Source organism: Streptomyces sp. NBC_01549 (genome assembly GCF_026339955.1).
Taxonomy (GTDB): Bacteria; Actinomycetota; Actinomycetes; order Streptomycetales; family Streptomycetaceae; genus Streptomyces.
Genome location: NZ_JAPEPW010000002.1, coordinates 389,339 through 415,079, shown reverse-complemented (window position 1 = coordinate 415,079; position 25,741 = coordinate 389,339). Strand labels below are relative to the sequence as shown.

General features: G+C 68.6%; 28 protein-coding genes and 5 pseudogenes. 14 read left to right on the top strand and 19 right to left on the bottom strand.

From position 1 onward, the window contains the following. Positions 1 to 96: 96 nt before the first annotated feature. From OG819_RS36485 to OG819_RS36465, 5 genes are all read right to left on the bottom strand, one after another. Positions 97 to 984 carry a universal stress protein gene (locus OG819_RS36485; RefSeq protein ID WP_266653393.1) on the bottom strand — a complete coding sequence of 296 codons (888 nt, stop codon included), beginning with the start codon at positions 982 to 984 and terminating at the stop codon, positions 97 to 99. Positions 985 to 1,143: 159 nt separating this feature from the next. Continuing rightward, on the bottom strand, positions 1,144 to 1,302 hold the full coding sequence (locus OG819_RS36480) for a hypothetical protein (RefSeq protein ID WP_266633603.1): 159 nt from the start codon (positions 1,300 to 1,302) through the stop codon (positions 1,144 to 1,146). Continuing rightward, the gene (locus tag OG819_RS36475) at positions 1,299 to 1,655 is read right to left on the bottom strand and encodes a hypothetical protein (RefSeq protein ID WP_266653391.1); all 357 of its coding nucleotides are present in this window, start codon (positions 1,653 to 1,655) and stop codon (positions 1,299 to 1,301) included. Before OG819_RS36475 ends, OG819_RS36480 begins: the two co-directional genes overlap by 4 nt. A 353-nt stretch (positions 1,656 to 2,008) precedes the next feature. Continuing rightward, complete coding sequence (locus OG819_RS36470; protein ID WP_266653389.1) at positions 2,009 to 2,362, bottom strand: DUF6233 domain-containing protein; 354 nt, start codon at positions 2,360 to 2,362, stop codon at positions 2,009 to 2,011. Positions 2,363 to 2,372: 10 nt separating this feature from the next. Then, positions 2,373 to 2,498 (bottom strand): hypothetical protein, encoded by a 126-nt coding sequence (locus OG819_RS36465; protein ID WP_266633605.1) that lies wholly within the window; start codon positions 2,496 to 2,498, stop codon positions 2,373 to 2,375. Between the two features lie 625 nt (positions 2,499 to 3,123). Between OG819_RS36465 and OG819_RS36460 the strand changes: the two genes are divergently transcribed. The 3 genes and pseudogenes from OG819_RS36460 to OG819_RS36450 form a co-directional block, all read left to right on the top strand. Further along, a complete protein-coding gene (locus tag OG819_RS36460) occupies positions 3,124 to 3,465 on the top strand; it encodes a MazG nucleotide pyrophosphohydrolase domain-containing protein (protein WP_266633607.1) in 342 nt (113 codons plus the stop codon). A 63-nt stretch (positions 3,466 to 3,528) separates the two neighbouring features. Then, positions 3,529 to 3,942, top strand: coding sequence for an HIT family protein (locus OG819_RS36455; RefSeq protein ID WP_266635106.1), 414 nt, complete (start codon positions 3,529 to 3,531; stop codon positions 3,940 to 3,942). A 21-nt stretch (positions 3,943 to 3,963) separates the two neighbouring features. Then, positions 3,964 to 4,362, top strand: a pseudogene (locus tag OG819_RS36450) (transposase); the annotation flags it as partial. Between the two features lie 93 nt (positions 4,363 to 4,455). On the opposite strand, the gene OG819_RS36445 reads toward OG819_RS36450, so the two are convergent. From OG819_RS36445 to OG819_RS36425, 5 genes and pseudogenes are all read right to left on the bottom strand, one after another. Then, positions 4,456 to 5,940: a multicopper oxidase family protein gene (locus tag OG819_RS36445; RefSeq protein WP_266653387.1), complete on the bottom strand. Its 1,485-nt coding sequence runs from the start codon at positions 5,938 to 5,940 to the stop codon at positions 4,456 to 4,458. After that, positions 5,937 to 6,173, bottom strand: coding sequence for an SHOCT domain-containing protein (locus OG819_RS36440; RefSeq protein WP_266653385.1), 237 nt, complete (start codon positions 6,171 to 6,173; stop codon positions 5,937 to 5,939). The genes OG819_RS36445 and OG819_RS36440 overlap by 4 nt, the downstream gene beginning before the upstream one ends. A gap of 494 nt (positions 6,174 to 6,667) precedes the next feature. Then, positions 6,668 to 6,853, bottom strand: a complete 186-nt coding sequence (locus tag OG819_RS36435) for a hypothetical protein (protein ID WP_266653383.1) — start codon at positions 6,851 to 6,853, stop codon at positions 6,668 to 6,670. A 587-nt stretch (positions 6,854 to 7,440) separates the two neighbouring features. Next, the gene (locus OG819_RS36430; protein WP_266655617.1) at positions 7,441 to 8,049 is read right to left on the bottom strand and encodes a cation transporter; all 609 of its coding nucleotides are present in this window, start codon (positions 8,047 to 8,049) and stop codon (positions 7,441 to 7,443) included. A 29-nt stretch (positions 8,050 to 8,078) separates the two neighbouring features. Then, positions 8,079 to 8,951: pseudogene (locus OG819_RS36425) on the bottom strand (hypothetical protein); the annotation flags it as partial. A 236-nt stretch (positions 8,952 to 9,187) separates the two neighbouring features. Here OG819_RS36425 and OG819_RS58725 point away from each other — a divergent pair. Continuing rightward, positions 9,188 to 9,910, top strand: coding sequence for a SpoIIE family protein phosphatase (locus OG819_RS58725; RefSeq protein ID WP_323138261.1), 723 nt, complete (start codon positions 9,188 to 9,190; stop codon positions 9,908 to 9,910). Positions 9,911 to 9,987: 77 nt separating this feature from the next. Then, positions 9,988 to 10,143 carry a DUF6131 family protein gene (locus OG819_RS36415; protein ID WP_266423967.1) on the top strand — a complete coding sequence of 52 codons (156 nt, stop codon included), beginning with the start codon at positions 9,988 to 9,990 and terminating at the stop codon, positions 10,141 to 10,143. A 181-nt stretch (positions 10,144 to 10,324) separates the two neighbouring features. On the opposite strand, the gene OG819_RS36410 is transcribed toward OG819_RS36415, so the two are convergent. Together OG819_RS36410 and OG819_RS36405 are read right to left on the bottom strand one after the other, a co-directional pair. Continuing rightward, entirely contained in the window at positions 10,325 to 12,436 is a 2,112-nt protein-coding gene (locus tag OG819_RS36410; protein WP_266653381.1) for an acyltransferase family protein, read from the bottom strand. 180 nt (positions 12,437 to 12,616) lie between these two features. Beyond that, positions 12,617 to 13,444 carry an SDR family oxidoreductase gene (locus tag OG819_RS36405; RefSeq protein ID WP_266633621.1) on the bottom strand — a complete coding sequence of 276 codons (828 nt, stop codon included), beginning with the start codon at positions 13,442 to 13,444 and terminating at the stop codon, positions 12,617 to 12,619. Positions 13,445 to 13,521: 77 nt separating this feature from the next. On the opposite strand from OG819_RS36405, the gene OG819_RS36400 reads away from it, so the two are divergent. Further along, positions 13,522 to 13,971: a MarR family transcriptional regulator gene (locus tag OG819_RS36400; protein WP_266653379.1), complete on the top strand. Its 450-nt coding sequence runs from the start codon at positions 13,522 to 13,524 to the stop codon at positions 13,969 to 13,971. Between the two features lie 12 nt (positions 13,972 to 13,983). Here OG819_RS36400 and OG819_RS36395 read toward each other — a convergent pair. Further along, positions 13,984 to 14,347 (bottom strand): annotated as a pseudogene (locus tag OG819_RS36395) (DoxX family membrane protein); the annotation flags it as partial. Between the two features lie 87 nt (positions 14,348 to 14,434). On the opposite strand from OG819_RS36395, the gene OG819_RS36390 reads away from it, so the two are divergent. Both OG819_RS36390 and OG819_RS36385 read left to right on the top strand, forming a co-directional pair. Continuing rightward, positions 14,435 to 15,547 (top strand): PP2C family protein-serine/threonine phosphatase, encoded by a 1,113-nt coding sequence (locus tag OG819_RS36390; RefSeq protein ID WP_266655436.1) that lies wholly within the window; start codon positions 14,435 to 14,437, stop codon positions 15,545 to 15,547. Between the two features lie 316 nt (positions 15,548 to 15,863). Then, complete coding sequence (locus OG819_RS36385; RefSeq protein ID WP_266653377.1) at positions 15,864 to 16,538, top strand: hypothetical protein; 675 nt, start codon at positions 15,864 to 15,866, stop codon at positions 16,536 to 16,538. Positions 16,539 to 16,981: 443 nt separating this feature from the next. Here OG819_RS36385 and OG819_RS36380 read toward each other — a convergent pair whose 3' ends face one another. Together OG819_RS36380 and OG819_RS36375 are read right to left on the bottom strand one after the other, a co-directional pair. Then, positions 16,982 to 17,419, bottom strand: coding sequence for a GNAT family N-acetyltransferase (locus OG819_RS36380; RefSeq protein WP_266635110.1), 438 nt, complete (start codon positions 17,417 to 17,419; stop codon positions 16,982 to 16,984). 331 nt (positions 17,420 to 17,750) lie between these two features. Further along, entirely contained in the window at positions 17,751 to 18,293 is a 543-nt protein-coding gene (locus tag OG819_RS36375) for an NADPH-dependent FMN reductase (RefSeq protein WP_266635112.1), read from the bottom strand. A gap of 49 nt (positions 18,294 to 18,342) precedes the next feature. Here OG819_RS36375 and OG819_RS36370 point away from each other — a divergent pair, with 49 nt between their 5' ends. Both OG819_RS36370 and OG819_RS36365 read left to right on the top strand, forming a co-directional pair. Further along, on the top strand, positions 18,343 to 18,678 hold the full coding sequence (locus OG819_RS36370; RefSeq protein WP_266635114.1) for a MarR family winged helix-turn-helix transcriptional regulator: 336 nt from the start codon (positions 18,343 to 18,345) through the stop codon (positions 18,676 to 18,678). Positions 18,679 to 18,833: 155 nt separating this feature from the next. After that, positions 18,834 to 19,343 (top strand): annotated as a pseudogene (locus tag OG819_RS36365) (ABC transporter ATP-binding protein); the annotation flags it as partial. Positions 19,344 to 19,515: 172 nt separating this feature from the next. Here OG819_RS36365 and OG819_RS36360 read toward each other — a convergent pair. Continuing rightward, on the bottom strand, positions 19,516 to 20,199 hold the full coding sequence (locus OG819_RS36360) for an NAD(P)-binding domain-containing protein (protein WP_266653375.1): 684 nt from the start codon (positions 20,197 to 20,199) through the stop codon (positions 19,516 to 19,518). A 74-nt stretch (positions 20,200 to 20,273) separates the two neighbouring features. Here OG819_RS36360 and OG819_RS36355 point away from each other — a divergent pair, with 74 nt between their 5' ends. Next, positions 20,274 to 20,657, top strand: a complete 384-nt coding sequence (locus tag OG819_RS36355; RefSeq protein ID WP_266653374.1) for a helix-turn-helix domain-containing protein — start codon at positions 20,274 to 20,276, stop codon at positions 20,655 to 20,657. Positions 20,658 to 20,715: 58 nt separating this feature from the next. Here OG819_RS36355 and OG819_RS36350 read toward each other — a convergent pair whose 3' ends face one another. Continuing rightward, entirely contained in the window at positions 20,716 to 21,162 is a 447-nt protein-coding gene (locus OG819_RS36350) for a hypothetical protein (RefSeq protein WP_266653372.1), read from the bottom strand. A gap of 211 nt (positions 21,163 to 21,373) precedes the next feature. Continuing rightward, positions 21,374 to 21,511, bottom strand: a pseudogene (locus OG819_RS36345) (transposase family protein); the annotation flags it as partial. A gap of 168 nt (positions 21,512 to 21,679) precedes the next feature. On the opposite strand from OG819_RS36345, the gene OG819_RS36340 reads away from it, so the two are divergent. The 3 genes from OG819_RS36340 to OG819_RS36330 all read left to right on the top strand — a co-directional run bounded on the left by OG819_RS36340 (position 21,680) and on the right by OG819_RS36330 (position 24,430). After that, positions 21,680 to 22,231 carry a hypothetical protein gene (locus tag OG819_RS36340; protein ID WP_266655611.1) on the top strand — a complete coding sequence of 184 codons (552 nt, stop codon included), beginning with the start codon at positions 21,680 to 21,682 and terminating at the stop codon, positions 22,229 to 22,231. A gap of 260 nt (positions 22,232 to 22,491) precedes the next feature. Beyond that, positions 22,492 to 23,889 carry an IS1380 family transposase gene (locus OG819_RS36335; protein WP_266624488.1) on the top strand — a complete coding sequence of 466 codons (1,398 nt, stop codon included), beginning with the start codon at positions 22,492 to 22,494 and terminating at the stop codon, positions 23,887 to 23,889. Between the two features lie 295 nt (positions 23,890 to 24,184). Further along, positions 24,185 to 24,430 carry a hypothetical protein gene (locus OG819_RS36330; RefSeq protein ID WP_266653370.1) on the top strand — a complete coding sequence of 82 codons (246 nt, stop codon included), beginning with the start codon at positions 24,185 to 24,187 and terminating at the stop codon, positions 24,428 to 24,430. Between the two features lie 8 nt (positions 24,431 to 24,438). Here the strand turns inward: OG819_RS36330 and OG819_RS36325 are convergent, their stop codons facing one another. Continuing rightward, positions 24,439 to 25,548, bottom strand: a complete 1,110-nt coding sequence (locus OG819_RS36325) for an FAD-dependent oxidoreductase (RefSeq protein ID WP_266653368.1) — start codon at positions 25,546 to 25,548, stop codon at positions 24,439 to 24,441. Positions 25,549 to 25,741 lie beyond the last annotated feature (193 nt).

The following is a 25,741-nucleotide window of genomic DNA, read 5'->3' as shown; positions in this document are numbered from 1 at the left end:
GTCACCACCTACGTGCTGCTCCTCGCCGTGTGCGGCCCCGTCCTGACCCGCTTCACTCCCACCCGCCCCGCAGCTCCCGCACGGCGCCCGCAGCCGTCAGTGGTCCTCGCCCGCTCCCCGCACCACAACGACCGGGCAGTGCGCGTGATGCAGCAGAGCCTGGCTGACCGACCCCAACAGAAGGCCGACGAACCCACCACGCCCCCGCGCACCGACCACCACCAGCTGCGCGGACCGGCTCGCCTCGATCAGCGCCTCCCGCGTCCCGCCGTGCACCACCCTGTCCTCCACCGCGACATCCGGATACCGCTCCCGATGGCCGGCCAGCGCCTCGGACAGCAGCCGCTCCTCCTCCCCGGACAGCGCGCCCGGCGGGTTCGCGTACGGCTCGGGCGCATCCTGCGGCGCCGGCATCGGCGCGTTCCACGTGGTCCAGGCATGCACCGCCACCAGGGGTCCCTTGCGCAGCGCCGCCTCGGCGAAGGCGAACTCCACCGCCCGCTCGCCCAGATCCGAACCGTCCACACCCACCACGATCGGACCGTCCGCACTCGTCTGCTCGTGCACCACCAGTACCGGGCACCGGCCGTGCGCCGCCAGATGCACCGCCGTCGATCCGACCAGCAGCCCGACGAACCCACCCATGCCCCGGGAACCGACCACGACCAACTCGGCCGCACGCGACTGCGCCTCCAGGACCGTCAGCGGCTCACCGGTGACCACGGCATTACCGACGTCCACGTCCGGTGCCGTCTCCCGCGCACGCTCAACGGCCTCCGCCACCAGACGCTCCACCATGTTCCGGACCCCGCCCTCCGGCGGACCCAGCGGCGACGGACCCAACGGCACATGCATCGCCGGCCACAAGAACGCATGCACCACCCGAAGCCCTGCCCCACGCAGCCGTGCCTCCCGAGCCGCCGTCTCGACAGCGGCAAGACTCGACGCCGACCCGTCCACACCGACGACCACCAGACCGCTCATCGTGCCTCCCAAGCCCAGACGTACCACCGCTGCCACTTCCCAGCTTCAGCCCGGCCACATCCCGCCGCTACAGGACCAAGGGGCCCCTCACAGGCGCCATCTGGTCCGCTTCCCCGACGGCATCCACGTCACCGAAGCCAAGGCGGCGTCCGGCTGCGGCTACCAGAGCTGACGCACGCCCTGCACGGCCGCGCGCCTGCGGGCGGCCGTACAGGGTCGCGACTCACGGTACGGGTCAGGTGGGCGTGCCCTGGTGAGCTGAGCACAGTGGAAGTCGAAGTGCTGGGTCGGGTAGCGGTAGACGTCTTCGAGAATCATCGCGTCCTTAAAAGAACGGATCCCACCGCACCGGAAAGTGCATCGTCCGCCCCACTGTGCCTCCGGCTCGGCCTCCAGCCGGCGGGACAGGGCGTGATGGTGCGATCGAACTTCGCGCCCATACGGCGGTGGCCGAACACCCGGGCACCGCCCGCGGCCCCCCAGTAGTTGATCACATCGAACGGGCCTGTCGAGGCATTGAGCAAACGCACCCAAGTACGGCTCACGCCCGGCGGAAGACGGCCGAACAGGCGCACCAGGGGCAGCAGCGCCAGCACGACGATGTAGCCGAAAAGCATGTGGTACAGCAACTGCTCGTTGGTCCAACGGGTTCCATCGCTCCGGCGGCCCATGTCGTCAACGGCCGCCGAGTCCAGAAGCTGGTGGAACGTTGCGCTGGCCTAACGCAGCTCCACATGAACGACTTCCCGGTCCATCGTTCCCTCCCCGGCGCAGCCACTGAGCCACTGCTCCATGATGACGCCCGCTGGGGCACTCAGCACCAGACTTAATCAGGGAACGTCATGGACAGCGGACAGATTCAAACCCTGTCCATAACTTGATCTCGTACCACCAGCCCGGCGTGGCCGGCAGCACGGGAACCAGCTCAGCCAGCGCGACCTGCACGGGGAACTCCACGTGATCAGCCTCCGCCCATGAATGGCCGCGCGCCCGTCGGTCTACTCGGCCCTCCCGGGTGGAGGGCCTACTCCGGAATGACCTGGAGCGCCGTGTCCGGATTGCAGAACGGGCAGGCTTCGACATGCTCGTACAGCGCCCTCCGCGCCTGGTCCTCAATGATCGGCTTGACCCGGGCACCGTTCGCCACGGCACACCCGCCCTGGTGAACCCGCGCGGGCGGGCTCCCGGCGCCGATCCCTCGCTCCAACAGCCACTCGGGCGGAGGCAGACGCCGCTCGTCACCGCGCTGGCGTTCGGCCTCTCGCCGCTCCTCGACCGCGATCCACCGATCCAGCTGCGCAAGACTCGCCTGCGCTTGCTGCACGATCACGCGACGCGCGAAGTGCAGCAACTCAAGACGAGACAATCCATCGCTCACATGTTCGAGTCTAGGGGTGTTTGGGCTGGTCGGCATCGACGGGTCTGATCGCCACGGGATCCCAGCGGTACATCCGCTTGTACTCGATCATGGCCCCCCACTTCGGCTCCCAGAAGGGTACGCAGACTGTGACCACGGCCCGGTCCTTAGTTCGCCCGTTGAACCGGCACTTCAGTAGGCTTCGATGCCAGCGGCCTCCGACGCGCACTTCCACATCGCGGGGCGGACGGATGAGTGTGTGGTCGCCGGTGAAGCAGTCGATCATGTCGCGGCCGTGCCCCTGTGTGTCCCCCTCATGTGGCTCGGCTCCGGCCGGGGCTGACGCTTGCGGCCAGTCGTTCGCGAGGCGCATGCGGTCCGGATCCCATGCGACCCATGCTCTCCGGATGCCGGGGCGGCGCGTATTCACGATCGTGAGCAGAGCCCGGCGCCCGTCCGGAAGATCCCGGATTTCGAGCAGTTCCGTCCGCTCACGCTGACCGTCCTATTGCAGCCACAGCCACAGGCCCGTGCGATTGGTCAAGACCTCACGCAGGCTCGGAGTCCTCACCGACATTGGGAGTGGTAGCTCCTCTGTGTCGCGTCATTCGGTCATGTGTTCGAAAATAGTCTCATGGACGCCGCTTGACTACTGTCACCCTCAGTGTGACTGAGCGTGACAGTAGGCCAATGAGTGCTTCAGTTGGCCGATTCGGCGCTCAGCTTCTCGGCGCCGCTTGGGGATCATGTTCGTCTCGACCCAGATCAGGAGGGGCCTTGTGGTGAGCCTCGAAGGCCTGCTGCAGCAGGCGATGCGCATACATGATCTGTACGACGAGCTGAATTTGCAGGAGCGGGGCCGGGTGTGGACACAAGAGGAGTTCATGCTCGGCTTCGTAGGAGATGTCGGAGATCTGGCCAAGCTGGTGATGGCCGAAGCAGGCGCCCGGGAGATGCCGGGTGGGCGGACGGCGCTGGAGCACGAGCTCGCGGACTGCCTGTGGTCGGTGCTCATCCTGGCCCACCGCTACGACATCGATCTGGAAGCGGCCTTCCGCCGCACCATGGCAGAACTCGACACGGCGATCAGCGCCAGGCTCCCGAGGGACGACAAGCCGTTGTGACGACAGGTCCAACCGCGGCCAGTGCCGTACTCAAGAGGTGGTGATTCGGTGGAGCGGGAAGCAATGGATCTTGGTGCTTATGCCGCCAGGGCCCGTACCGGTCCCTGTCTCGTCTGTGCGTATCTGGACTATCAGCATGAGCTGGTCTGCGAGGATGAGGCCCATGTGGCCTTCTTGGACCGGTGGCCTACCGTGCCAGGCAAGGTGCTGGTGGCGCCGAAAGCGCACATCGAGCACGTGGTCCGAGACCTGGACCAGGCCGCGTTCCGCGCTCTCATGCTCGTTGTACGTAGGGTGGCTTTGGCCGTGGAGGAGGTCTTCGCGCCGGAGCGGACGTATCTACTGTCCCTGGGAAGCCAGCAAGGCAACGCCCACGTGCACTGGCACATCGCAGGACTGCTCGCTCGGGGTCCCGTACGAGCAGCAGCAGTTCCATGCACTCATGACCGAGAACGGAGTGCTGGCCCCAACCCCTGAGCAGAGCGTAGCTATGGGAACGCCCTGCAGGAGATCTACAACGCCGAGGACCGCGACCATGCGCTCAAGGCCGTCGCCGGGTTCGCCCAGACCTACGGTGCGAAGTTCCCCAAGGCGGTCAAGAAGATCACCGACGACGTCGACGAGCTGCTGGCGTTCTACGACTTCCCCGCCGAGCACTGGATCCACCTGCGGACGACCAACCCGATCGAGTCGACCTTTGCCACTGTCCGCCTGCGGACCAAGGTCACCCGGGGCGCCGGCAGCCCGGCCGCTGCCTTGGCCATGGTCTTCAAGCTCGTCGAGTCCGCACAGCAGCGGTGGCGAGCCGTGAATGCGCCCCAGTTCGTCGCCCTCGTCCGCGCCGGAGCCCGCTTCGAACGCGGCCTCCTGGTCGAGCGGCCGAAGGTGGCGGCGTGATGCACGAAAGGCGCCGGCTACGAGCTGGTCTGCGACATCCCCGGCCACTACGTGGCCGGTATGTACACCGGACTCGACGTCACCGGCCGGTAGCTAGCCGCGCACGTTCACGGTGGCCATCATGCCCAGATCCTCATGGTCGAGGATGTGGCAGTGAAATACGCTGCGCCCGGCGAAGTCGCTGAACGGGATCCGCAGGCGCACCCATCCCCGCGCGGGGACGAGCACGACGTCCTGCAGCACGCCGGCCGGTGGCATACCGGTGCTGCCCGCCAGCACGTGGAAGGGCCAGGCGTGCAGGTGGAACGGGTGATCCATGGGGCTGGTGTTGACCACGGTCCACTCCTCGACCGTGCCAAGGGCGACGTTCTGGTCGTCACGGTCCGGGTCGAAGGTACGCTCGTCGATGGTGAAACCCATCCCACCCATGCCCATCCGACCCATACCCATGGCGAAGGTGAGCCGACGCTGCCTGGTCACCGGGCCCTGCGGGACAGCCGGGGCCGACAGCGTCGCGGGCACCGATGGCGACGTTGTGGCCGGGCCGGCGGTGGCCAGGGTGACCAGGGTGACCGGACCACTGGCGGACGGGCCACCGTCCATCATGCCGCCCATCATGCCGAGACTGCCCCGGTCGTAGGGGTCGCTGACCAATGCGTACTGGCCGCTGCCGGTGGGGCGCACGAGCAGGTCGGCGCGGTTGCCGGGGGCCAGCACCACCTGGTCCCGGTCGACCGGTGCGGGCAGGAGCGCCCCGTCCAGGGCGAGCTGGGTGAGCCGGTGGCTGTCCAGCCGTAGCGCCAGCACCCGGGAGACGCAGCCGTTGATGACCCGCCACCGCTGCACCGACCCGGGTGCGGCGGTGATGACGGGCTGGTGCTGGCCGTTGACCAGCACCAGCTCGCCCTCGCGGCCCATCATCCTGGCCATCCTGGTGGGCGAGGCGACCCGGCCGGCTCCGTCCAGGGTGGTGTCGGTGACCAGCAGCAGCCGGTCGCCGTCGACTGGCAGGTCCGCCTTACCCCCGACTCCGTCGACCAGCAGCGCCCCGACCAGGCCGGCGAAGATCTGATCGGCGACGGTGCCGTGGTGGTGCGGGTGGTACCAGAAGGTGCCCGCCGGATGCCTGGCCGGAATCCTTATGGCGTAGTCGAAGCTGTCGCCGGGCTCGATGGTGATGAACGGGTTGTCGCTGTTGCCCGACGGGGACACGTGCATGCCGTGGGTGTGCAGGTTGGTCGGCTGGTCGATGTGGTTGACCAGACGCACCCGCAGCAGGTCCCCGGGCCGCACCCGCAACGTCGGTCCCGGTGAGGTGCCGTTGAACCCCCACCCCGTGGTGTCCCGCCCCGCCAGCCGTACGCCTGGGGCGGCGACGAGCCGCACGTCCAGCAGCCCGTCACGGCTGGCCAGCACCCGCGGCTCGGCCAGCCCCTGGCCCTGGGCGGCCGGCTTCAGCCGGCTGCTGGGCGGGGCGCCCAGGCCGGTGGCCCAGCCCGCCGCGCCGGCCGCCACGCCGGCCGTACCCAACCCGAGCAGACCCAGCGCCCGGCGGCGGCTGATCGGCTCTCCGCTCACGGCAACATACTCCTGCGCTGCAGGTACTCCTGCTCGTTGATCTCCCCGAGTGCGTACCGCTCATCGAGGATCCGTCGGGCCGCCAACCCGGCCCCTGCCCCGGTCGGGGAAGGCTTCCGGCCGCCACGCGCCAGGTTCACCGTGGCGTAGCCGATGATCAGCAAACCGACCCCCACCAGTGCCAGCCACACCCACATCCAGCCGATCGCCTGACCGCCCAACACCGCGATCACGTCCCTCGGGCAGTTTCCTTCGCCTCAGCGCCGGCCGAGCTCGGGCTCATCACGACGGTCGGCCGGCGAGTTCTGGCATCCGCCCGCGAGCGCGGCCGGCACGGCAGGCGGCCCGGGGCCGTCGACGACGGCCCCGGACTCCGGCGTGCGACGACCGGGTCGAGCCACAAGGCCGAACAGGGTGTCGGCGAGCAGGTCGACCAGGACGGCAGCGGCCAGGTAGACGCGCAGCAGGTTCTGGTTGCCCCTGTGGTGGCGCCGGAGTCCAGCTTGGCCCGGCCCGGCAGCGGCATGACGATCAGCGAGGCAGCGAACGGGCCGGTGGTGGCACGCAGAGACGGGGCAAGGAGTCTGGCCCTGTGCGTGAAAGCGGCACCACCTTTCGACGAGTTTCGACACCTCATGGCCGCTTCGCCACGGCGCCTGACCCACGGCCAGGGGACAGCTGCGGCCTCGCACGCGAGGTTTTGCCCGCACCAGCCGAGGTCTCGGTATCAGTCGTGGCAGCAGCAGTGGTAGTAGTGGTTGTGGTACCAGCCGCAGTGCTGTGCGGGCGCGGTCGGTGCAGCCGACGCGGTCGCAGGTGCTGCGCTCGCGGCAGTCGCTCCGGCCAGCGCGAGGATGGGCACGGCGAACAGCGCGGCGGCCACACGGCGGATCTTGACGGAGTTCGCGCGCATGATGCTCCCCTTGCGGGGCGGTCCTGTGATGAGTTTCCGCGGCCCGACCGCGGTGCGCCGGACGTCACACGACGTCCTCATGCGCCCAGGGCCGGGGCCTTGGTGTCGCACCTGACAGGCGGGGTGCGGCTCGCGCGGGCGGACTCGTAGGCCGCCCATGAGGTGCTTGACCGTGCGGGTGAGTCTCGTCGTCGGAGACCCTCACCCGACGTATCGACGTCGTTGCGAGCAAAACCGGACGTCACCCGACCAGCCTATAGCCGGCCTCTCCTGCCTGCCTGTTGGGTTCGATCACGCGGTCTCGGTGGCGGCTCATTCGACTGCTTCGATCGCTACCGGCTGCTGGAGCACTCTCGCCCGTGGGGCCGGAAGGCAGGCAGCCGCTGTCGAGCCGGCTGCCGCATGCGTGGGGCCCGCGATGGCCTGCTCGCCCACGTCGTCGCCCAGGCGATTCCGATGAGCAGGCCATCGCGGATGCGGTGGCTCAGTGCCTGGAGGCGGTCGCCCCTCCCTCGGGCCATGCGTTCACGAGGGGGCAGGAGTTACCGGTAAGGCCGCCGGGTAGCCCCGGCGCGCGTCGGCCGGGGTCAGCAGCCGCATTCCTCACCGCGCCACGCCTCGATGCCCTCGCGGATGGCGAGGCCGGCGACGAGCAAACCGACGACCGGGTCGAGCCACCACAGGCCGAACAGGGTGTTGGCGAGCAGGCCGACCAGGACGGCGGCGGCCAGGTAAGCGCACAGCAGGTTCTGGGTGCCTTCCCCGGTGGTGGCGCCGGAGTCCAGGACGGCGCCGAGACGGCGCTTGGCCCGGCCCAGCAGCGGCATCACGATCAGCGAGGCGACCGACAGGGCGATGCCGAGCCAGCTGGTGGACGGCTTCTCGCCCGCGGCGAGAGTGGAGATCGCGTCGTAGGCGATGTAGGGGGCGAGGAGGAAGAAGGTGACGGCGACGGCCTTCTGTGCGCGGGCCTCGGCGGTCTCGGACAGGGTCCGGGTGCCGGAAAACCTCCACACGACGATCACCGACGCCAGGCCCTCGATCACCGAGTCCAAGCCGAAGCCCAGCAGCGCGACCGAGGAGGCCAGCACCGCGGCGACGATCGCCACCGCGCCCTCGGCCGCCATGTACCCCAGCGACAGCCACGACAGCAGCTTCGCCTTGCGGGCGGCCGCATGCCAGGCCGCATCCCGCACCCCCGGCGGCCGGCAGCAGGCATCCGTAACGCCACCAGGCGAGGGCCGGCCGACGGTGCTGCCTCGGCTGCGGAGTCCGCCAGTTCCAGCGCCATTCGACCGTGCCCCAGGTTCGCAGCCTGAAGCGACATGCCGCGGAGGGTCCGGCAGTAGGTGACGTGATCTCCTGCCTCATCGGCCAACTTGAGCGCCTTGACGTAGTACGTCTGTCCCAGACCGTGAGCCTTCTCGTACATGGCCATCCAGCCAGTGAGATACGTCAGGTCGGAGGCCGCAGCAAGCATGTCCGTCTTCACCGGTTCGGACGCCTCCGCTCGCAGTCACGGACCGACCGTGTTGACGAGGAACGCTGCCGCCATGGGGCGGGCGTGGCCTGCGCCGAACTCATCGAGGATGTCCGCGATCCGTTCGGTCATTGAGCGCACCGAAGCGACTTGGGAGGCACCGATGCGCGTGGTCGCCTTGCCCGGGGTGACCGGGTCGCTAGCGGCACGCGCCCTGGACTGGAACGCAGGTACGGCGAGTGCAGCAGAGAACAGGGTCGCACCCAACAGGCCGCGACGGGATGGGTCCATAGCCGCCCTTCCTAAGTCGATCAACTCCTCCACAGTGTCGAGCGGTTGGGAGGTGCCGTCGGCCAGAGCGGGCGAAAGTCCGGCCTCCGCGTGCGTGACCGGTCGGCCTAAGCGCGCGGACAAGGCCTCAAGGATCAGGGGCCTGACCTCCGGTTTTGGCGGCGTACCGGCGATCCAATGCGCTACGGCCGTCCGGTCGTACGTCAGTTTCAATCCTGCCTGCGGGCCGAGCCGGTTGACTTGCTGCGCCATCTGCGTGCGAGTCCATCGTGCCTGTTCAAGCAGCCTATTCAGGGCAGGGTTGGGCGTGCGGTTTCTCGTGGCCATGTACTCAACTCCCGACAGCTCCATGGCGTTCACGGTGTTCACGGTCCTACCTATCTCCCACGGTACCGGCAGACAGTGATCGTGCGATTACCTCTACCAAGTTAGAGCGAACGATCTCGGCCTTGGGAGCAGTGGTGACCAGCGCACCAACAGTGACAACAGGTCCCGTCACGCCAGCAAGCTTTTTCTGTGACGAGCGTCCGCAGCCCGGGCGCGCACGCGTGGCCCGGGACCTGATGGCGCTGTCCTTCCGAGTCTCCCCGCACGTCCCCAGGCAGTGCATCGCCGATGCCGACGCTCTCCGCGTGAGGATGGTCCGCCGGGTGACTGCGGCCCGGCTGCGCTACTGCGGCCTGCCTGGTCTGGTTGATGACGCCAAGCTCATCGCGTCCGAGCTCGTCACCAACGCCATCGTTCACAGCGGTGGAACAAAGATCACTTTCACCATGACGGTGGGTGATGGCTTCCTGCACATCTACGTGCGCGACGAGATGCCCGGCGTTCCGATGGCCCACGGCAGCGATGGCGAATCAGAGCGCGGCCGCGCGCTGATCCGCGATCCGGGCGGACGGACCAGGCCGATCATGCTGACCAGCCCAGGCCTGCCCCTCGGAATGGGGTTGGGGACGTACGAACCCACCGTCCTGCACGTGCCCGACCCCGTGCTGCTCCTGCTCTACAGCGACGGCATGGTCGAGTCTCGTCACACCGACATCGACCAGGGCATCGCCCGTCTCGCCGCCCTTCTCGACACCGACGGCGTCGACCCCGAGCGCACCACCGGCCCGGACACCCTGCAATCCCTGTGTCGGCGGCTGCTTCACGGCACGTCGGCCACCAACGACGGAGGGGACGACCGCACGCTCCTGCTCACCGAACTCGTACCCGCGAACCATGAGACGCGGCAGGTACGGTCACGCCGCGTGACCTGGCGCCTTTCCCCGGAACGACCGTCTTGAACGTGTCGAATCCGCGTTAGGAGTTGCCCTGCGGTGGTACACGGAGGGACGAGGGGGGCTCATTGCAGGAGGTTGCCATGCTTGTCCTCGGCATCATTCTGCTCGTCGTCGGTTTCGTGACGGGCATCAGCATTCTTTGGACGATCGGCTTGATCCTCGTCATCATCGGACTCGTCCTATGGATCCTCGGCACCGCCGGACACGCTGTCGGTGGTCGCCGCCACTACTGGTGACTGGGGCCGTAGGCGGAGGAGATGTCGCCGCCCGGGCGGGGACGGGCGACGATCTCACGGTCGCCGGCGGTCCTTGGCTTAGATCAGGGCGACGAGACGGTCGGCGGCGACGTCGCGCGGCGTGCTCGTCGGCAGGGCCGCGCATGCCGATCCGGTCGGACGGCAGCGCGGTCCGGTGCGCTCAGGACGAACCGACGAGGCGGTCCAAGGCGGGGGCGAGGACGGGAGCGAGGGCCGCGGCGTAGGCCTCGGAGAGGTGGCTTTCGTCGCGGTAGACGGGGGTGTTGCCGACGACGACCGGGCAGATGCCCGTGCGCACGGCGCAGACCCAGGGTCGGGGGTCGATGACCGCGGCGCCGGCCGTGGCGGCGGCGCCGCGCATCGCTCTCTGGCGGGTCGCATCGTGGATCGCGTCCGGCAGGTGGTTCGCGCAGGCGTGCAACTGCAGGGAGTTGTCGGCGGCGCAGTCGACTGGGTCGTCCTTGGGCCACGGGGTGTCGAGCAGGGCGGCGACGCGGGCGCCGGAGGTGCGGAGGTCCCGGAAGGTGTCCTTGAAGCCGGTGGTCCACTGCCGCAGGGTGTCGTCGGCGGGCTGGGCGGGATCGCCCGCGTCCGAGGAGGAGACGACGACCAGGGCGGGGTGAAGGGCGTTGATCCTCGCCACGGCGTTGGAACGCCAGGTGTCGCAGGCCGTGTACGGCTTGTGGCGGTTGACGATGGTCACGGCGGCGATCTTGCAGGATGCCTTCGTCAGCGAGACCAGCTTCCACCCGCGCTCCGTCGCGAGGCCCTGCAGGGCCGGGAACCACTGGGCCGCGTGGGAGTCGCCGAAGAGCACGACGGTCCGGGAGGACGCGGGGTTCCCGTAGACGCAGGGCGGATTACGGGTGCTGCCGTAGTCGACGTGGCAGCCGTCCCGGTAGACCGCGGACCGGGAGGACTTCACCTTCGGCAGAGCCGGGGTGAGGTTGTTCGGCAGGCTTCCGGAGGACGCCGCCAGGAGTTCGGCCAGCCGCCCCTGCGGGTCCGGCGCGTCGGCCAGCTCCCGCGACAGTACGGGTGCGGGCCCGCCGACTTCGATCGTCGGCGGGACCGCCGCCGCCGTCAGCGCCAGCACCGTGGCCCCCGCCGACAGCCCGACCCCGAGCGCCAGGGCCCGGTTCGGCCGTCCCCGGAACGCGTGGTGGAAGCGGACCGGGTTCTCGACGAGGCGCAGCGTCAGCCAGGCCAGACCCAGCGCGACCGCGCACACCCCGAGCGCGAGCGGCACTTCGGCGGTGCCGTCCGTACGGCCCAGTGCCATCGGGGCTACGACCAGCAGCGGCCAGTGCCACAGGTACCAGCCGTACGAGAGTCCGCCCAGCCACACCAGTGGACGCCGCCCGAGCAGCCACCCCGCGCCGTGCGGGGCGGGCGCGCAGCCGCCGGCCAGGACGAGCGCGGCGCCGAGGACCGGCAGGAGGGCGTGGTAGCCCGGGAAGGACGTCGCGTCGTCGTACCAGACCGCCGCCAGTGCGACGCAGGCCAGGCCGAGCCAGGTCAGCGGGGCCGCGAGGGCGGCGGGCAGCCGTTCCAGCCGGGCGGTGGCCAGCGCCAGCAGCGCACCGGCGCCGAGCTCCCAGCCGCGGGTGGGGGAGCCGAAGTACGCCCAGGGCGCCGAGGAGTTGGTCACCAGGACACTGATCACGAACGACACCAGGCACAGCGCCCCGAGCGCCAGGGCGATCGGTCGGCGCCGGCCGCGGGCGGCCCGCCAGCTGAGCAGCAGGAGCAGCGGCCACACCACGTAGAACTGCTCCTCCACGGCGAGCGACCAGAAATGCTGGAACGGTGAAGGCGGACCGTTCTGGGCGAGATAGTCCGTACCGGCCGCCGCCAGCCGGAAGTTGACCGCGTACAGCGCGCTGCCGAGGGCGTCGCCCGCGTACTCGGCGAGCCGCGCCTTCGACAGGAACAGCCACGACCCGGCCAGCGTGACGGCGATGACCAGGGACGACGCGGGCAGCAGCCGCAGCGCCCGGCGGGCGTAGAAGGTGCGGACCGACAAGCGGCCGGTGGTGGCGAGTTCGCGCAGCAGCAGGGACGTGATGAGAAAGCCGGAGATTACGAAGAAGACGTCGACCCCGACGTATCCGCCACTGACCTGAGGCACTCCGGCGTGGGAGAGCACCACGAGCGTGACAGCCACCGCGCGCAGTCCCTGGATGTCCCACCGCAAGGAGTGGCGTTCGGGTGGTGCGGATCCGCCGCCCGCTGGGATGGTACGGATCTCGGCGGGCGTGGTGCTCGGCATCAGGGGGTAACTCCTTGCGGGGACTGACATGGATTGATGCCGTACTGTCCGGCCGCTGACCGGAGTTGGGGTGAACAGCGTCACAACTTCACGGGAATCCCCGGCGTGCGCCCGTGGATCCCGCTGGTCGGAGGGGTGACCCACGCCATGCGGATGTCAGGCGGTGGACGGCCTCCGGACTCATGCCCCGAGCCAGGACGTGGTGAGAGCCTGTACGGCCGAGCCGTCGGCGTCGGCCAGCTTGACCGCCGTGAAGCCGGCCGCCCACTCGGAGCTCTGGTAGCGGAACCGGGGCTCGGCGGCGGTCAGCGCGCCCACGACGACCTCCGCGCACTCGCGGGCCGACTGTGCCGCGGAGAACGCCTGCTGGGTGCGGGCCAGGTAGGCGTTGATCACTGGCTGGTAGTCGCCGGCTCCGGCGACCAGGGCCTCGATGTCCCGGTCGGCCCGCACGTTCGCGACGAACTCGGTGGCCACCGCGCCGGGCTCGATCACGCTCACCGCGACACCGAGCTTGCCGACGACCGGGGCGAGACTCTCCATCCAGCCCTCGACCGCGAACTTGGCCGCGCAATAAGCCTCGTTGAACGGCTGGCCGACCACGCCTCCGACACTGGTGACCGTGATCAGGCGCCCTTTGGCCGCGCGCAGGTGCGGCAGCGCGGCCTTGGTGGTCTGGACGACTCCGAAGAAGTTGACCTCCATGACGTCGCGGACGTCGTCGACACGCTCCAGCTCGATGGTGCCGAGGTGCCCGGCCCCGGCGTTGTTGATCAGCGCGTCCAGCCGGCCGTGGTCGGCGATCACACCGTCGACGCAGGCCCTGACGGAGTTCGGATCCGTCACGTCGAGCTGTCGGACGTCGGCGTCGGGCAGCCGCTCGAGCAGCGCTCCGGCCTTGTCGGTGTTCCGCATGGTCGCGACGACCTCATAGCCCGCCTCCGCGGCGAGTACGGCGGTTTCCAGACCGATCCCGGTCGACGTGCCGGTGACAAGGGCGATCTTCATGACGAGCCTCCATCGTTGCGTGTACACGCACATACTAAAGTTGCGTGTATGTGCACGCAAATTGGTAGACTCGGCTTGTGACCGACATCAAGCTGAAGCAGGCCGAACTGCCTGTCGAGGACCAGGCGTACTACCGCCTCGTAGGGGTGAGCAGCGACCTCACCTCACGCGCGAGCGCCCGACTGGAGCGGGACTTCCACCTGCCGGCCTCCTGGTTCGAGGTACTGCTCTGGCTCTACCACCAGGCCGGGCCGCTGTCGGCCACCGATCTCGGTTCCTGCGCGTTGATCAGCCGCAGTCAGGTCTCCCGGGTGATCGACGCCCTCCAGGCCCGCGAACTGGTCACCCGCGCCCCTTCGGCCCTCGACGCCAGGTCCGTCGAGGTGACCATCACGCCCAAAGGTCGCGACCTCTTCGAGCGCGCGGACGCCGCCCGCCGCGAAATCCTGGCGCCCGTCCTGACGGACAGGCTGGACCCGGCCGAACTCGATGAACTGGCCCGGATCCTCCTCAAACTCAAGAACTGACGGCGGTCACGGCTAGAGAATGAGGGCGATCGCGGCGGCCATGCCGCCCAGGAACAGGGCGACGGCCGCTTCGGCCCAGCCGCCTTTGTCCCAAGGGAATAGGCTGTCCAAGGTCGGCTTTCCCGGACCGATGGGCGCGAGGGCGAGCGCGACGACGGCGATACACACGCTGTACTCCACGCCGCCTTGGGATTCCCGCAATCCATGTGCCCCGGTCACGGTCGCCATGGCATTGATCATCACGCCGATCACGGCGGCCGCCGCCAGGGGCGTGAACAGCCCCAGGAGCCAATCCGATGCCGCCCAGGAATTCGGAGCCGCCGCCTATGGCGGCGTAGACCTTTCCGGGACGGTAGCCCGGCGCGGCGAATCCCCGCTGGGCTCCCGGCGGTCAACGCGCACCGAGCCGATGCTCCATCAAAGCTCAATGCCCGCTTCGACCGATATGATGCATTTTGTGATCATGTCCGGACGGCTGCGGCGCCGTCGTTCCCTCGGCGGTGGCTGGTGGGAAGCTGCCCCGTTGTCCCCGGTGGTCCTTACCCTCCTCATCACTTGCCTGGCGTTCTCCACACCGAGGGAGATCGCCGTCAGCCGACTCCTGCCGGCCGCTCCCGCCCTTGCCGCGGCGATGTGGCCCGTGCTCCCCACGATCCTGCTGGGGACGTTCTGCCTGCTGGTCATGATCGGCCTCAGCTTCGTCTACACCGACCTGGGGACGCAGTACACGGCCGCGGCGATCGTCGCGGTCACTCTGGCGGCCGCGTACGCGAGCCATGTCCGACTCCAGCGGGAGGAGGCTCTCTTCCACATCCGCCTCGTGGCCGACGCGGCCCAGAAGGTGCTGCTGCGCCCCCTGCCACGCCGCATGGACGACGTCGAGATCGAGTCGCTGTATCTGGCGGCCCAACAACAGGCGAGGATCGGCGGTGACTTTTATGAAGCGGCCGCTACACGGTACGGGGTCCGGCTGCTCATCGGCGACGTACGCGGCAAGGGTCTGTCCGCGGTGGGGGCGGCCTCGGCGGTGACCAGCTGCTTCAGGGAGGCCGCGTACGACGAGCCCGACCTGAGAGGCGTCGTCCATCGTCTGGAGATCAGCATCAACCGCCACAGCGCCGCGTATCCGGCCCAAGACATGCCGGAGCGCTTTGCCACCGCTCTCATCGCCGAGATCCCGCACGGCGGCGGCCACGTCCGACTCCTCAACTGTGGGCACCCCCCGCCGCTGCTTGCGCACCACGGGAAGATCCGCGTCCTGGACCCCACCACTCCCTCGCCGCCTCTCCATCTCGCGGCGCTCATGGGAGACCACTACTTCGTCGACACCGTCGCCTTCACCCCGGGCGACCAGCTGCTGCTCTACACCGACGGCGTATCGGAGACCCGGGACCGCACCGGCGAGTTCTTCCCGCTGACGGACTGGATGCGGCGGCAGGGCGCGAAGCCGCCCCGCGAGCTGCTCGACCGGCTTCACCGGGATCTGCTCCACCACAGTGGCGGAAGGCTCGGCGACGACATCGCGGCCCTCGCGGTGAGGTGCCCGAATACCCAGGCCCCGGGCCCAGCGACTTGATCCGCCGGACAGGCCCTAGCCGACCCGATGCCGCGGACGGGGCCTGCCGGTCGCGCAGCTGCCCGCCAGGTGGAAGGCAAACGCCACCCTGGTGCGCGGACATCGGCGCCCATGAAGTGACAGCGCGCCGGCGCGCCCCTCCCCGGTCGGCGCCCCCAGCCAGGCTTCAGGTAGTTGCTGTCGACGCCCAGCCCGGGCATCTCTGCGCAATTCTCGGGCCGCGGCCCGGTCTTCCAGCTACGTGTCGTCGGGGTCGGCAACGTCGGTGAGTCGATCGCCTCGGCAACGAAGTCGGCCAACGCTCGTTGATCACGGCATGAACAACGTCATCTTGCGGCGGCAGTCCCGCATCCTGGCCACGGTCGCCGCCCTGACGCTGGGAGTCGCGGGCGCGGGCAGCGCACAGGCAAGCCCGCCGGCCCAGGGGTGCCCCACTGCCGAGATCTTCGCCACCGACAACACCGCGATCATCACGGATCCGGCGGACTCCCGGCTCAAGACCCGCCTGACGCGCTTCGATCACGAGGTGCGCGAGATCATGCGGGCCAACGACGCAAGGCCCGGCCCCTCGACCCTCCTGGACGGCGTCTTCTGGTCCGGCGACCTGAAGAAGGCCACCTACGAGCGTTCACGCGAGTTCGACGTCAACGAGGTCGGCCGCGACGGACTCCACCACATCGCCGACGTCATCACCAAGCAGTACCACCAGGATTCGGTGCTCACGTTCCGCTGTCTGCCGCGCACCTCGCCGGACACCGACGCGGTCGAGATCCAGGCCCCCGGCGTCAGCCGGACCCGGTTGCACGACGCCCTGCTCGCGGACGCGGAGGCCCGCGACCGGCTCGGCGGCGGCTCGGTCACCCTGGACGGGCGGCTTGTCCTCATCGCCCCGCTCGCCGACCTGCCGGTGGCCCAGAGGTTCACGGCCGAACTCGGCGTCGACTGGAACAGAGCCGAGGTGCGCTACGGGGACGAAGAGTTCGTGAGCTGACGCTGTGCCCCGGTCCCGTACCGGCCGAGTCGAAATCCCCGACGGGGGAAGTCCACACAGTCGATGAGACCTGTGTGAGAGCGCGTGAGATGACGAAAACCCGCCGGAAGGCCCTGGCGGGATCTCTGCACGCATCGGGTTATGGCCGCGTGCTGCGTCCGAAGTGGGCACCGTCGCACTCCGGCTCTCCGGTTTCGAGCACGTGGAGAGTTCATTGAGCCCTTCCTGCCGAGCGGCAGATTCGGCCCGTATCCCGAACGCCTGCGGGAGAAGTTCAAGGGGGTGATCTGGCGGTCTTCGCGCAGCGATCATCTGGATCCGAAGCCTTCAAGCCACCAGACGACCAAGGCCCAGCTCACTCCCTAACGGGCGGCCGGCGCACCGGGCGGAGCGGTGAAGTCCGCGAGACTGCGGAGATATGACAGACCGGGGCGACCGGAGAGCTACCTCTCGCCTACGACGGCGAACCCTGATCGAGCCAGCACGGCCCGCGATGCCGCGTTGTCGAGTGTGGTCGCGGCACGAAGGACGGTCAGTCCGTAGCTGTTGGCGGCGAGGCCGCACAGTTCCCGCACGGCCCAGGTGGCCAGCCCCCGGCCCGCGCCACGCTCCGCGATCCGATAGCCGAGTTCGGCGCCGCCATCCGCCACATCCACGAGGTTGACCCGCCCCAGCACCTCGCCTTCGGCGCCGACCAACACGTGGAAGTAACAGACATCAGCCTCCTGCTCCGCAAGCAGGGCACGGTGCCGCTCGTCGAACCGAGCGAAGTAGTCATCGCCTCGGTCAGGGATGGACGCGGCGAAATAGGCCCGGTTCTCCTGCTCGAAGGCAAGTAGCGCGGGGGCGTGGCCTGGACGGAGCAGCTGGATCTCGGGCACGAACAGGAATAAGGCAACCCGACCGCCGCCCGGTCCCTATTTTCTGACAGCGGCCTCACTCTGCCACTCCGCGGCGTGATCACGGCCGGCGACGCGCGCGAGGGCTTGTCCGGAGTCGTGATCAACGCGGTCTGTCCCGGACCCGAGGGCCACGTCGAGCTGGTAGAACGCTCCGGTCACCCGCGGGGGAGGCGGCACGTTCCGACATCGGCGGATTTCTCGTTTCCCATGTCCCCATGTCGCTCGAACGGGCGGCCCAGGCCCGGGGTCCCGTACCGAACGCGGACGCCGGTACGGGGCATGGGTCGGCGGCGTTCCGTGATTCCTTGTGTCAGCTGGCGCGCAGCGGAGCGAGGGCGTTGCTCCAGGCGACGACCTGGTCGAGGGTGGAGGTGACGGCGTCGCGGTGGCTGTCGGCGGGCTTGCAGACGCTGAAGTTCTCGAAGTCGGTGAAAAGGGAGAGCGCCACCTGGGAGCGGACGTCCGCCGTCTGCAGCTCACCGGCGATCAGGCGCAGGTGCTCCACGGCACGGGTGCCGCCGGTGGAGCCGTAGCTGACGAAGCCGACGGACTTGTTGGCCCACTCGGCGGCCAGGAAGTCGATGGCGTTCTTCAGCGCGCCGGGCACCGAGTGGTTGTACTCGGGGGTCACGATGACGAAGCCGTCGAACGAGGCGATCTTCGCGGCCCACTCCCGCGTGTGCGGCTGGCCGTACTGGCCCATCGCCGGCGGGTAGGCCTCATCCAGTAGCGGCAGCTTGTAGTCCAGCAGGTCGACGAGCTCGTACTGCGCGTCGGTGCGGCGCGTGGCCAGCTCGTGCACCCCCTTGGACCGGACCGAGGAAACGCTCGTGCGCGCCCTGGGACATGTCATGACGGCGCTGCCACGACTGGTGGACGCGGACATGGTCGGTGACTGAGTACTGCCCCACTCCGAGTACACCCCCCTCATGTTCCTGTCCGAGGCGCCCCACCGACGGATGCGGATGAACGAACTCGCCGCTGCCTGCAACCTCTCGCTCAGTGGAATGACCCGCGTCGTCAACCGCCTCGAAAAGCAGGGACTCGTCCAACGGGCCAAGTGTCAGGAAGACTTGCGTGGATGGAACGCCGTCCTCACCGACGACGGCCTCGCCCGCCTCCAGGAGGCCTGGCCCGCCCATCTGGCCAGCATCCGATGGCACGTTCTGGACAACCCGACCGGTCACAACCTCGGCTCGCTGGCCGCCGCACTCGAACGCGTGGCGATCACACCTTGACCCTATGAACGGACGCTCCTGGCCGTTCGGGCAGCGCAGCGATTGGTGCGACGTCGCCGAGCGGCGACCTCGGATCGCCGGACGTGTGGCGATCCCTGCGGTAGGCCGCGCAGGGGCCTTGACCACCTGACCACGCTCACCCGGCACTCAGGACCCGCGGCCGCCAGCCGCACCAGAAGTGGTGGCAGCAGTGGTCGGAGGCCGACGAGCGGGCCGTCACCGAGGCGCTGGAACACACCGACACCGCCGACCGGCCGGTGGACGAGCTCTCCGGCGGTCAGCGGCAGCGGGTGTGGATCGCCATGGCCCTGGCCCAGGACACGGACCTGCTGTTGCTCGACGAGCCGACTACGTACCTGGACATCGCACACCAGGTGGAGGTCCTGAACCTCGTCCGCCGGCTCAACCACGAGCGCGGCCGCACCGTCGTCGCCGTTCTCCACGACCTCAACCAGGCCGCCCGCTACGCCGACCACCTCGTCGCCATGAAGGCCGGTCGCATCGTCGCCCAGGGGCCGCCGGACGAGGTCGTCACCGCCGATCTGGTCCAGGACGTCTTCGGGCTCTCCTCCGTCGTCGTCCCCGACCCAGTCACCGGCGGCCCATTGGTAGTCCCCGCCCACGCCTGGCAGCCCTCACCCCCGCAGGAGGCGCAGACACACTGACCGCCCAGCCCACGGACACGGTGCGGCCACGGCGCCTGCCTTGATCGTCGCGCCGCCGGCTGCGATGCGGGGCCCGTAGAGGCTGACCACCGCGCCGCCGGTGGCGGGAGTACGCGGACATAGTGCACCAGGACATACACCCGGCGAAGGAGGAATCCAGCGCCAGGAACTCCTAGCAGAAACTCCTCCGACCACCTTCTGCTTGCTCACGACTCGGTCCGGCCGCATAGGCCAGCGGAGGTGCGATGGCCTGGACATCCGCTTCCTCTCCGACCCACAGCGCTATGAACAGCGCGGCGGTCGCCTCCAGGAGTCCCGCCCGTTCGAGACCGCCGCCGACTACGGGCTCGCAGCCCACGTCCCGCACCAACTCGCGTACGCGCGCGAGGGCCGCATGGTCGTCCCCGCAGACCGGAACGGCCAGTGGCCGCCCCTCGAAGACGGGTGGCCGCATGCGCCACACGTTCTCGTGGCAGAGATTGAACGCCTTGACCACATGGGCTCCCGGTGCCGCCGGGGCCAGCTGCTGCGCGGCCGAAGGGCCTCCTTCCGTCAGCAGCCGGAAGCCCGGCCCTACAGGATTGGAACAGTCGAGCAGCACCTTGCCGTCCAGGGCCGCCCGCAGCTCCTGTGCCACGCTCACCCCTGCGGCAAAGGGCAGCGCGGCCAGCACCACCTGACCGAACTCGGCCGCCGCACGCAGACTTGAAGGCTTCACGCTGCCCCCGATGCGCGTCGCGAGCCGCTCCGCCTCGACTGCGTTCCGTCCCCCGAGGGTCACCTCGTGCCCGGCCCGCGCCCAGTGGGTGGCGAGTGCGTCCGCCATGTTGCCCGTTCCCAGTACGCCGATTCTCATCACGCGTTCCCTCTCCCTGTTCGCTTCGACCGTTCGGGACGACGCTAGGTGGCCCGTGGGGCACCATTTGGTACGTGACGACTGACGCTTTCCTTGCCGACTGCCGCGCCCGCCTTGCCTTCGACCTTCTCTCCAACACCTGGAACGCCGTGGTGCTTTGGGCATTGCGCGACGGCCCCAAGCGCCCGGTCGAACTGCGGGAACGGATCGGAGGCATCAGCCCCAAGGTCCTCAACGAGACGCTGCGACGCCTGCAGTTCAACGGACTGGTGGATCGACACGCACATCCCGGAGTTCCACCACGGGTCGAGTACCAACTCACAGCCCTGGGGCGGACTTTGTTGGCACCCATCGACGCCGTCGGAGCATGGGCCTTCGAGCACGGTGATGAGGTCATGGCCGCCCAGGAAGCCGAACGTCGAGGGGCGCGGACACGTTCGAGGACTGCGATCATCTGACGGGAGTTCGCCCCGTTGACCAGGTGCGTTCAGCAGGCCGAGGGGGCGCCGACTGCCGTCACCGGACGGGTGGATTTTGCAGGTCAGGCCGTCCGGTGAGCGTCCATCCGTGCCGCACGGATCCAGGCTGCGCCCGCATGACCCACATGTACCCGACCAGACCAAGTGATCCGCGCACCATGGCGACAGCCCACGCTGGCAGGATGCTGCCCCAACTGTTCCATCCCAGGCCCCAGAAGAGGAGCAAACTCAGTGCGCTTGCCACCGCGACCGCGCTCCCGTACCTGACCAGTGTCGTGCGGCTTCTGCCCAGCCAGTCTCCCAAAAATCCAGCTGGGATCTGCACCAGCACATGGAAGCTTGCGCATGCCAGCGGCACAGTGAAGAGGAGGACGAACGGCGTATCCGCGGTGGGATCGCCTGGCGGGGTCGCGTAGGCGGCGTCGAGCATCCACAACGGCGGTACCAAGAACGTGAGCAGGAGTATGGCTCCGCTCAGATGCATGGCACCAAGGTGCCGCAGTGCGGAAGGTGAAGCGCTGACGATTCCCGCCCTGGCCGTCGGACCATCAGTTCCCTCGCCCATGTTTCCTCTCCCGCCGCTGTATACAGGCGCAAGTCATGATAATCAGGCGATTGCCCCGTCCTCGCACGGCCTGGCACGTCCTGCATGGGAGTCATCATGATCCGCCGGACACGCCCTGACCAGCGCGTGCGGTGTTCTTGGCGAACCGTTTGCGGGGCTGGAGCGCGAGCACCGGCCCGAGGTGATCGATGATGCGGTCCGCCGCCGATCTGGACACCCCGAACGGCGGTGCGAGCCGGCGCATCGTCAAGTTTGTTCGCCAGTACGCTGTGAACGGACGTTCGAACGCAATGTGAGGAGGATACGGACTGTGCTGCCTGCTTACGCGGTCGAGGTTGGAACCGAACCGCTGGTCCGCCCGGCGCGGAACTCGGTGGGAGGCTGGCCCTTCCTCGACCAGGCCCAGGACTGGCCCGAGTGCTTCTGTGGTGAGCGGATGGCTCTGTTCTTCCAGTTCGACATCCCCTGGGACCTGGAGCCTTTCGGCGGAGACCACCTCCTTGTCTTTCACTGTCGTGCGCACAACGACGCGTCCGACCCCCAGCTTGCTGATGGTCGGCTCGTGCCGAAGTACTGGGACGCTCCGCAGCCGCCCTATCCGGCGCCGTTCTGGCGTGTACTGATTCAGAGCCGCGCGGCGCTGCCGGACCCGGAAGCCGAACCGTCCTTGTGCGCGCTGCCGCTGGCTCTGCGACCTTTCGTGGATACCCCCGACGGGGAGGACATCGGGGCCCAGATTTTCAAGGTGGGCGGTACCCCGTCCTGGGCGCAGTATCCCGAGTACTACAGGTGCGCGTGCGGCGCGGACTTGGTGTATGTCTGCCAGGTTCCTGAGGGTATGGACTTCGCCGTCCACCCCGGCCGGCCAGAACAGCCCTACAGCGTCAGGGCCGACACCTACTTGCTGTTCCTGGGTAACGAGGTCTACCTGCTGGCGTGCCCGGCCCGTTGCGATCCGGCGGCCATCTGGCCGGTCAACCAGCACTGACGCGTCAGCATCACCACCCCTGCCCTGCCCTGGCGGTGCCCGGTAACCACCACCGCGAGCAGGCATCCACCGCTCCGGAGATCATTTACGGGACAGTCCTCAGGGGCGGAATTTCAACAGCCATCATGCCTCCCTAAGCCTTGATCCACCGGCCGGCGTCTTGTGGATAGCGGCTAGAAAAACGAGGAAGTGCCTTGTGACCTGCGATGATGGGAGTTCTTCAGGCTTCCAGCACGCACGATCGGCAAGGCACTTCCGAGATGAAAGTTTCCCATACATCGGCGGCGGTCTCCGCTGCGTTCGATGACCCGAATCTGATCGCGTATGCCGGGCTGGTCCCGGTGATGCGCCTGGCCGAGCGGGGCGGTCTTTCGCGTCTGGTGGCCGAGAACGTGAAGCTGACCGGCGCGAGCAACAGCGCGGGGGCGGCGGCGGACGCCAAGGTCACCAGCATCGTCGCGGGCATGGCCGCAGGTGCGGACAGCATCGACGACCTGAACGTTCTGCGCCATGGTGCGATGACGGCCGTGTTCGCGGGCATTCGTGCCCCGTCCACGCTGGGCACGTTCCTGCGCTCGTTCACCCACGGTCACGCTCTCCAACTGCACGCCGTTCACCGCCGGTTCCTTGGCGCGCTGGCCGCGCATACCCCGCTGCTGCCCGGCGCCGACGCGATGGCATTCATTGATGTCGACTCCACCCATAAACGGGTCTACGGCCGGGCCAAACAGGGTGCCGAGTACGGCCGGTTCAAGGGCATCCGCACCCTCCACCCCCTGCTCGCCACCATCTGCACGCCCGGCTCCCGCCCGGTGATCGCCGGAGTCCGCATGCGCCGCGGCAAGGCAGCCGACTCCCGCGGCGCCCCGAAGTTCGTCAGCGAAGCCCTGGCCACCGCCCGGGAGGCCGGCTGCACCGGCACCCGCATCCTGCGCGCCGATTCGCAGTTCTACAACGCCGGTGTGATCGCCGCCTGCCGCCGGGCCGGAGCCCACTTCTCGATCACCACCGGCATGAACCCCTCCATCAAACGGGCCGTCCTCGCCATTCCCACCGAAGCATGGCAGCAGATCACCTACCCGACCGCGGTGCCAGACCCCGAGACCGGCGAACTCATTTCGGACGCCGAAGTCGCCGAGATGCCCGCCTACACCGCCTTCGCGAGCCGCAAGAAGAGCGAGCAAGTCACCGCCCGGCTGATCGTCCGCCGGGTCCGTGACCTCGCCAAACCCGCCGTCGTAGGTGAGCAGGGCGAACTGTTCCCCGTCTGGCGTTACCACCCGTTCTTCACCGACAACCCCGCCCCCACCCTCCAGGCCGAGCGGGAACACCGCCACCACGCGGTGGTCGAACAGGTCATCGCCGACAGCAAAGCCTCCGCACTGACCCACCTGCCTTCCGGACACTTCCACGCCAACGCCGCCTGGCTCACCCTGTGGGCCATGACCTACAACCTGCTGCGGGCCACCGGCGCGCTCACCTCCGCCTTCCACGCCAAGGCCACCACCGCCACTCTCCGTGCCCACCTGGTCCAGATTCCGGCCCGGATCGCCCGCTCCGCACGGCGTATCACCCTGCACCTGCCACACAACTGGCCCTGGCAGCACGCCTGGACACATCTTTTCGACACCGCCCACGACCCACCCGGACCCGCCTGACGACCCTGCCCACCCCGCCCGCCAAGGCCCAACCGGAACCGAACAACGTGGAAATGCTGGGCAGACCAGCGGGTGCCACCTGCCCGCCCACAATCACCGCCCCGAAACCGGCTCAGGATCAGTCAGAAGATCATTTTCAGACCACGTCGGTGGATCAAGGCTAAGGGACTGGTCCGACCAGTGGTGAGTACGGTGTGTACGCGCGGGGAGCCGTAGACACCATCCGAGTCCGTGTGGATATGCCGGATCCACAGGGTGGGGCAGTTGTCCACTCCCCGTCGGTGCCGGAGCGGCATTGGGCATCCGTCTGGTCCTTGAACTCGGCCTCCGGTCGCTGCGTGGCGAGGTTGACGAAGTGTTTGATGTCCCTGATCGGCTGCAAGCCGAAGGAGGCAATGCGGGACGCGAACTCGTCGATGAAGCCGTCGCGCTCCTTGCCGGAGAAGGCCCGGTTCACATATCCGTACTGTTCGGCGGGCGCTCCGTCGAGGTCGAGGCCGCCGTAACACCCCCCTGGCCAGATGTGCTGTTCCAGTGCTGAGTCACTGGTCAAAGCCGCTCGAACCTGAATGGGGCCAGGGCTTCGCCCCGATCTTCGCCGAGCACCTCGGCTGCGACCAGGTCGCCGGCGTGCACGCTCAGCGTCGCACCGCTGTGTGAGACGGCGAAATGGAAGTTGGGCAGGTCGACCGCCCGGCCCAGGACGGGTAGGCCGTCGGCGGGGATGGGTCGTTCACCCACCCGAACGCTTTCCACGGTCGCGGCTCGGATCCCTGGATACAGTGCACGACCCGCCTCAAGCACTCTTACCACTGACGATCGCTCAACTCTGACCTCACCGGCGTCGGACACGTACGCGGCACTGTCGATCTCGGGGGTGTGCAGAAGGAGCCGTCCGGCGCCGTCCGGGCGTAGGTGGACGTGCGGGGCGTGGATGACGCGCGACACCGAGACCGCGACCGGCGAGGTGTAGATGAGTACACCGCGTGTGTTGCGCATCGGCAGAACCAGACCGGCGAGCTCGGCGATCCTGGCAGCCTGCGGCCCCGCACAGTTGACGACCGCATCTGTCGAGAGCCGCCGCCCCGATGCGAGCCGGACGGCGCGCACCAGACCGGCGGTCGACTCCAGGCGGGTCACGGGGTCGTCGCGTACCAGCTCGGCACCAGGGGAGACCGCGCTCGAGAGCAGGTGGCCGATGAGGCGGGTGGGTTCGATCCAGCCCTCACGTGGGAAGTAGGCGATCCCGTCGGCGGGCAGTCCGGCAGGGTCGATGTCCGGTTCGAGGCGCAGTGTCTCCGCCCGGCTGAGCCAACGTGCCTCGTATCCGTAGTTCAGGACGCCGTCGACCTTCTCGCGCAGTTCCTCGAGTTCGGGGTCATCGGCGGCCCACTCCAGGTTGCCACCCTCGTGGTACCAGTCGCTGTAAGGCACTTCGGTTGCCAGTTGCCGGTGGGCTTGCATGCCGGCGACGCTGAGATCGTGGTAGGGCCGAGGCTTCTTGCCGCAGGAGTTGGTCCACGAGAACGTCGCACCGGAGGTGCCGCCCGCCGGCGCACCGGCGTCCACGACGGTGACGCGAGCACCCCTCCGCGTCAGTGAGGCAGTCACCGCCGCGCCGTAGAGGCCGGCACCGATGACAACTACGTGCTCGACCACGCCGAGCCGCCTCCCTTTTCTCTCGCGGGGTTGGTGGCGCAGATACGACTGGTTACAAGCCGAGCATGCGCGGTCGCGTGTAGTCAACAGGTCCGGACCGGGTTGGCTGCGTGCGCGAGAACGGGTTCTGGCTCAGGCTTTGGATGCTGTTGGTGATCTTCACCCCACCGAGTGAAGATCACCAACAGCATCC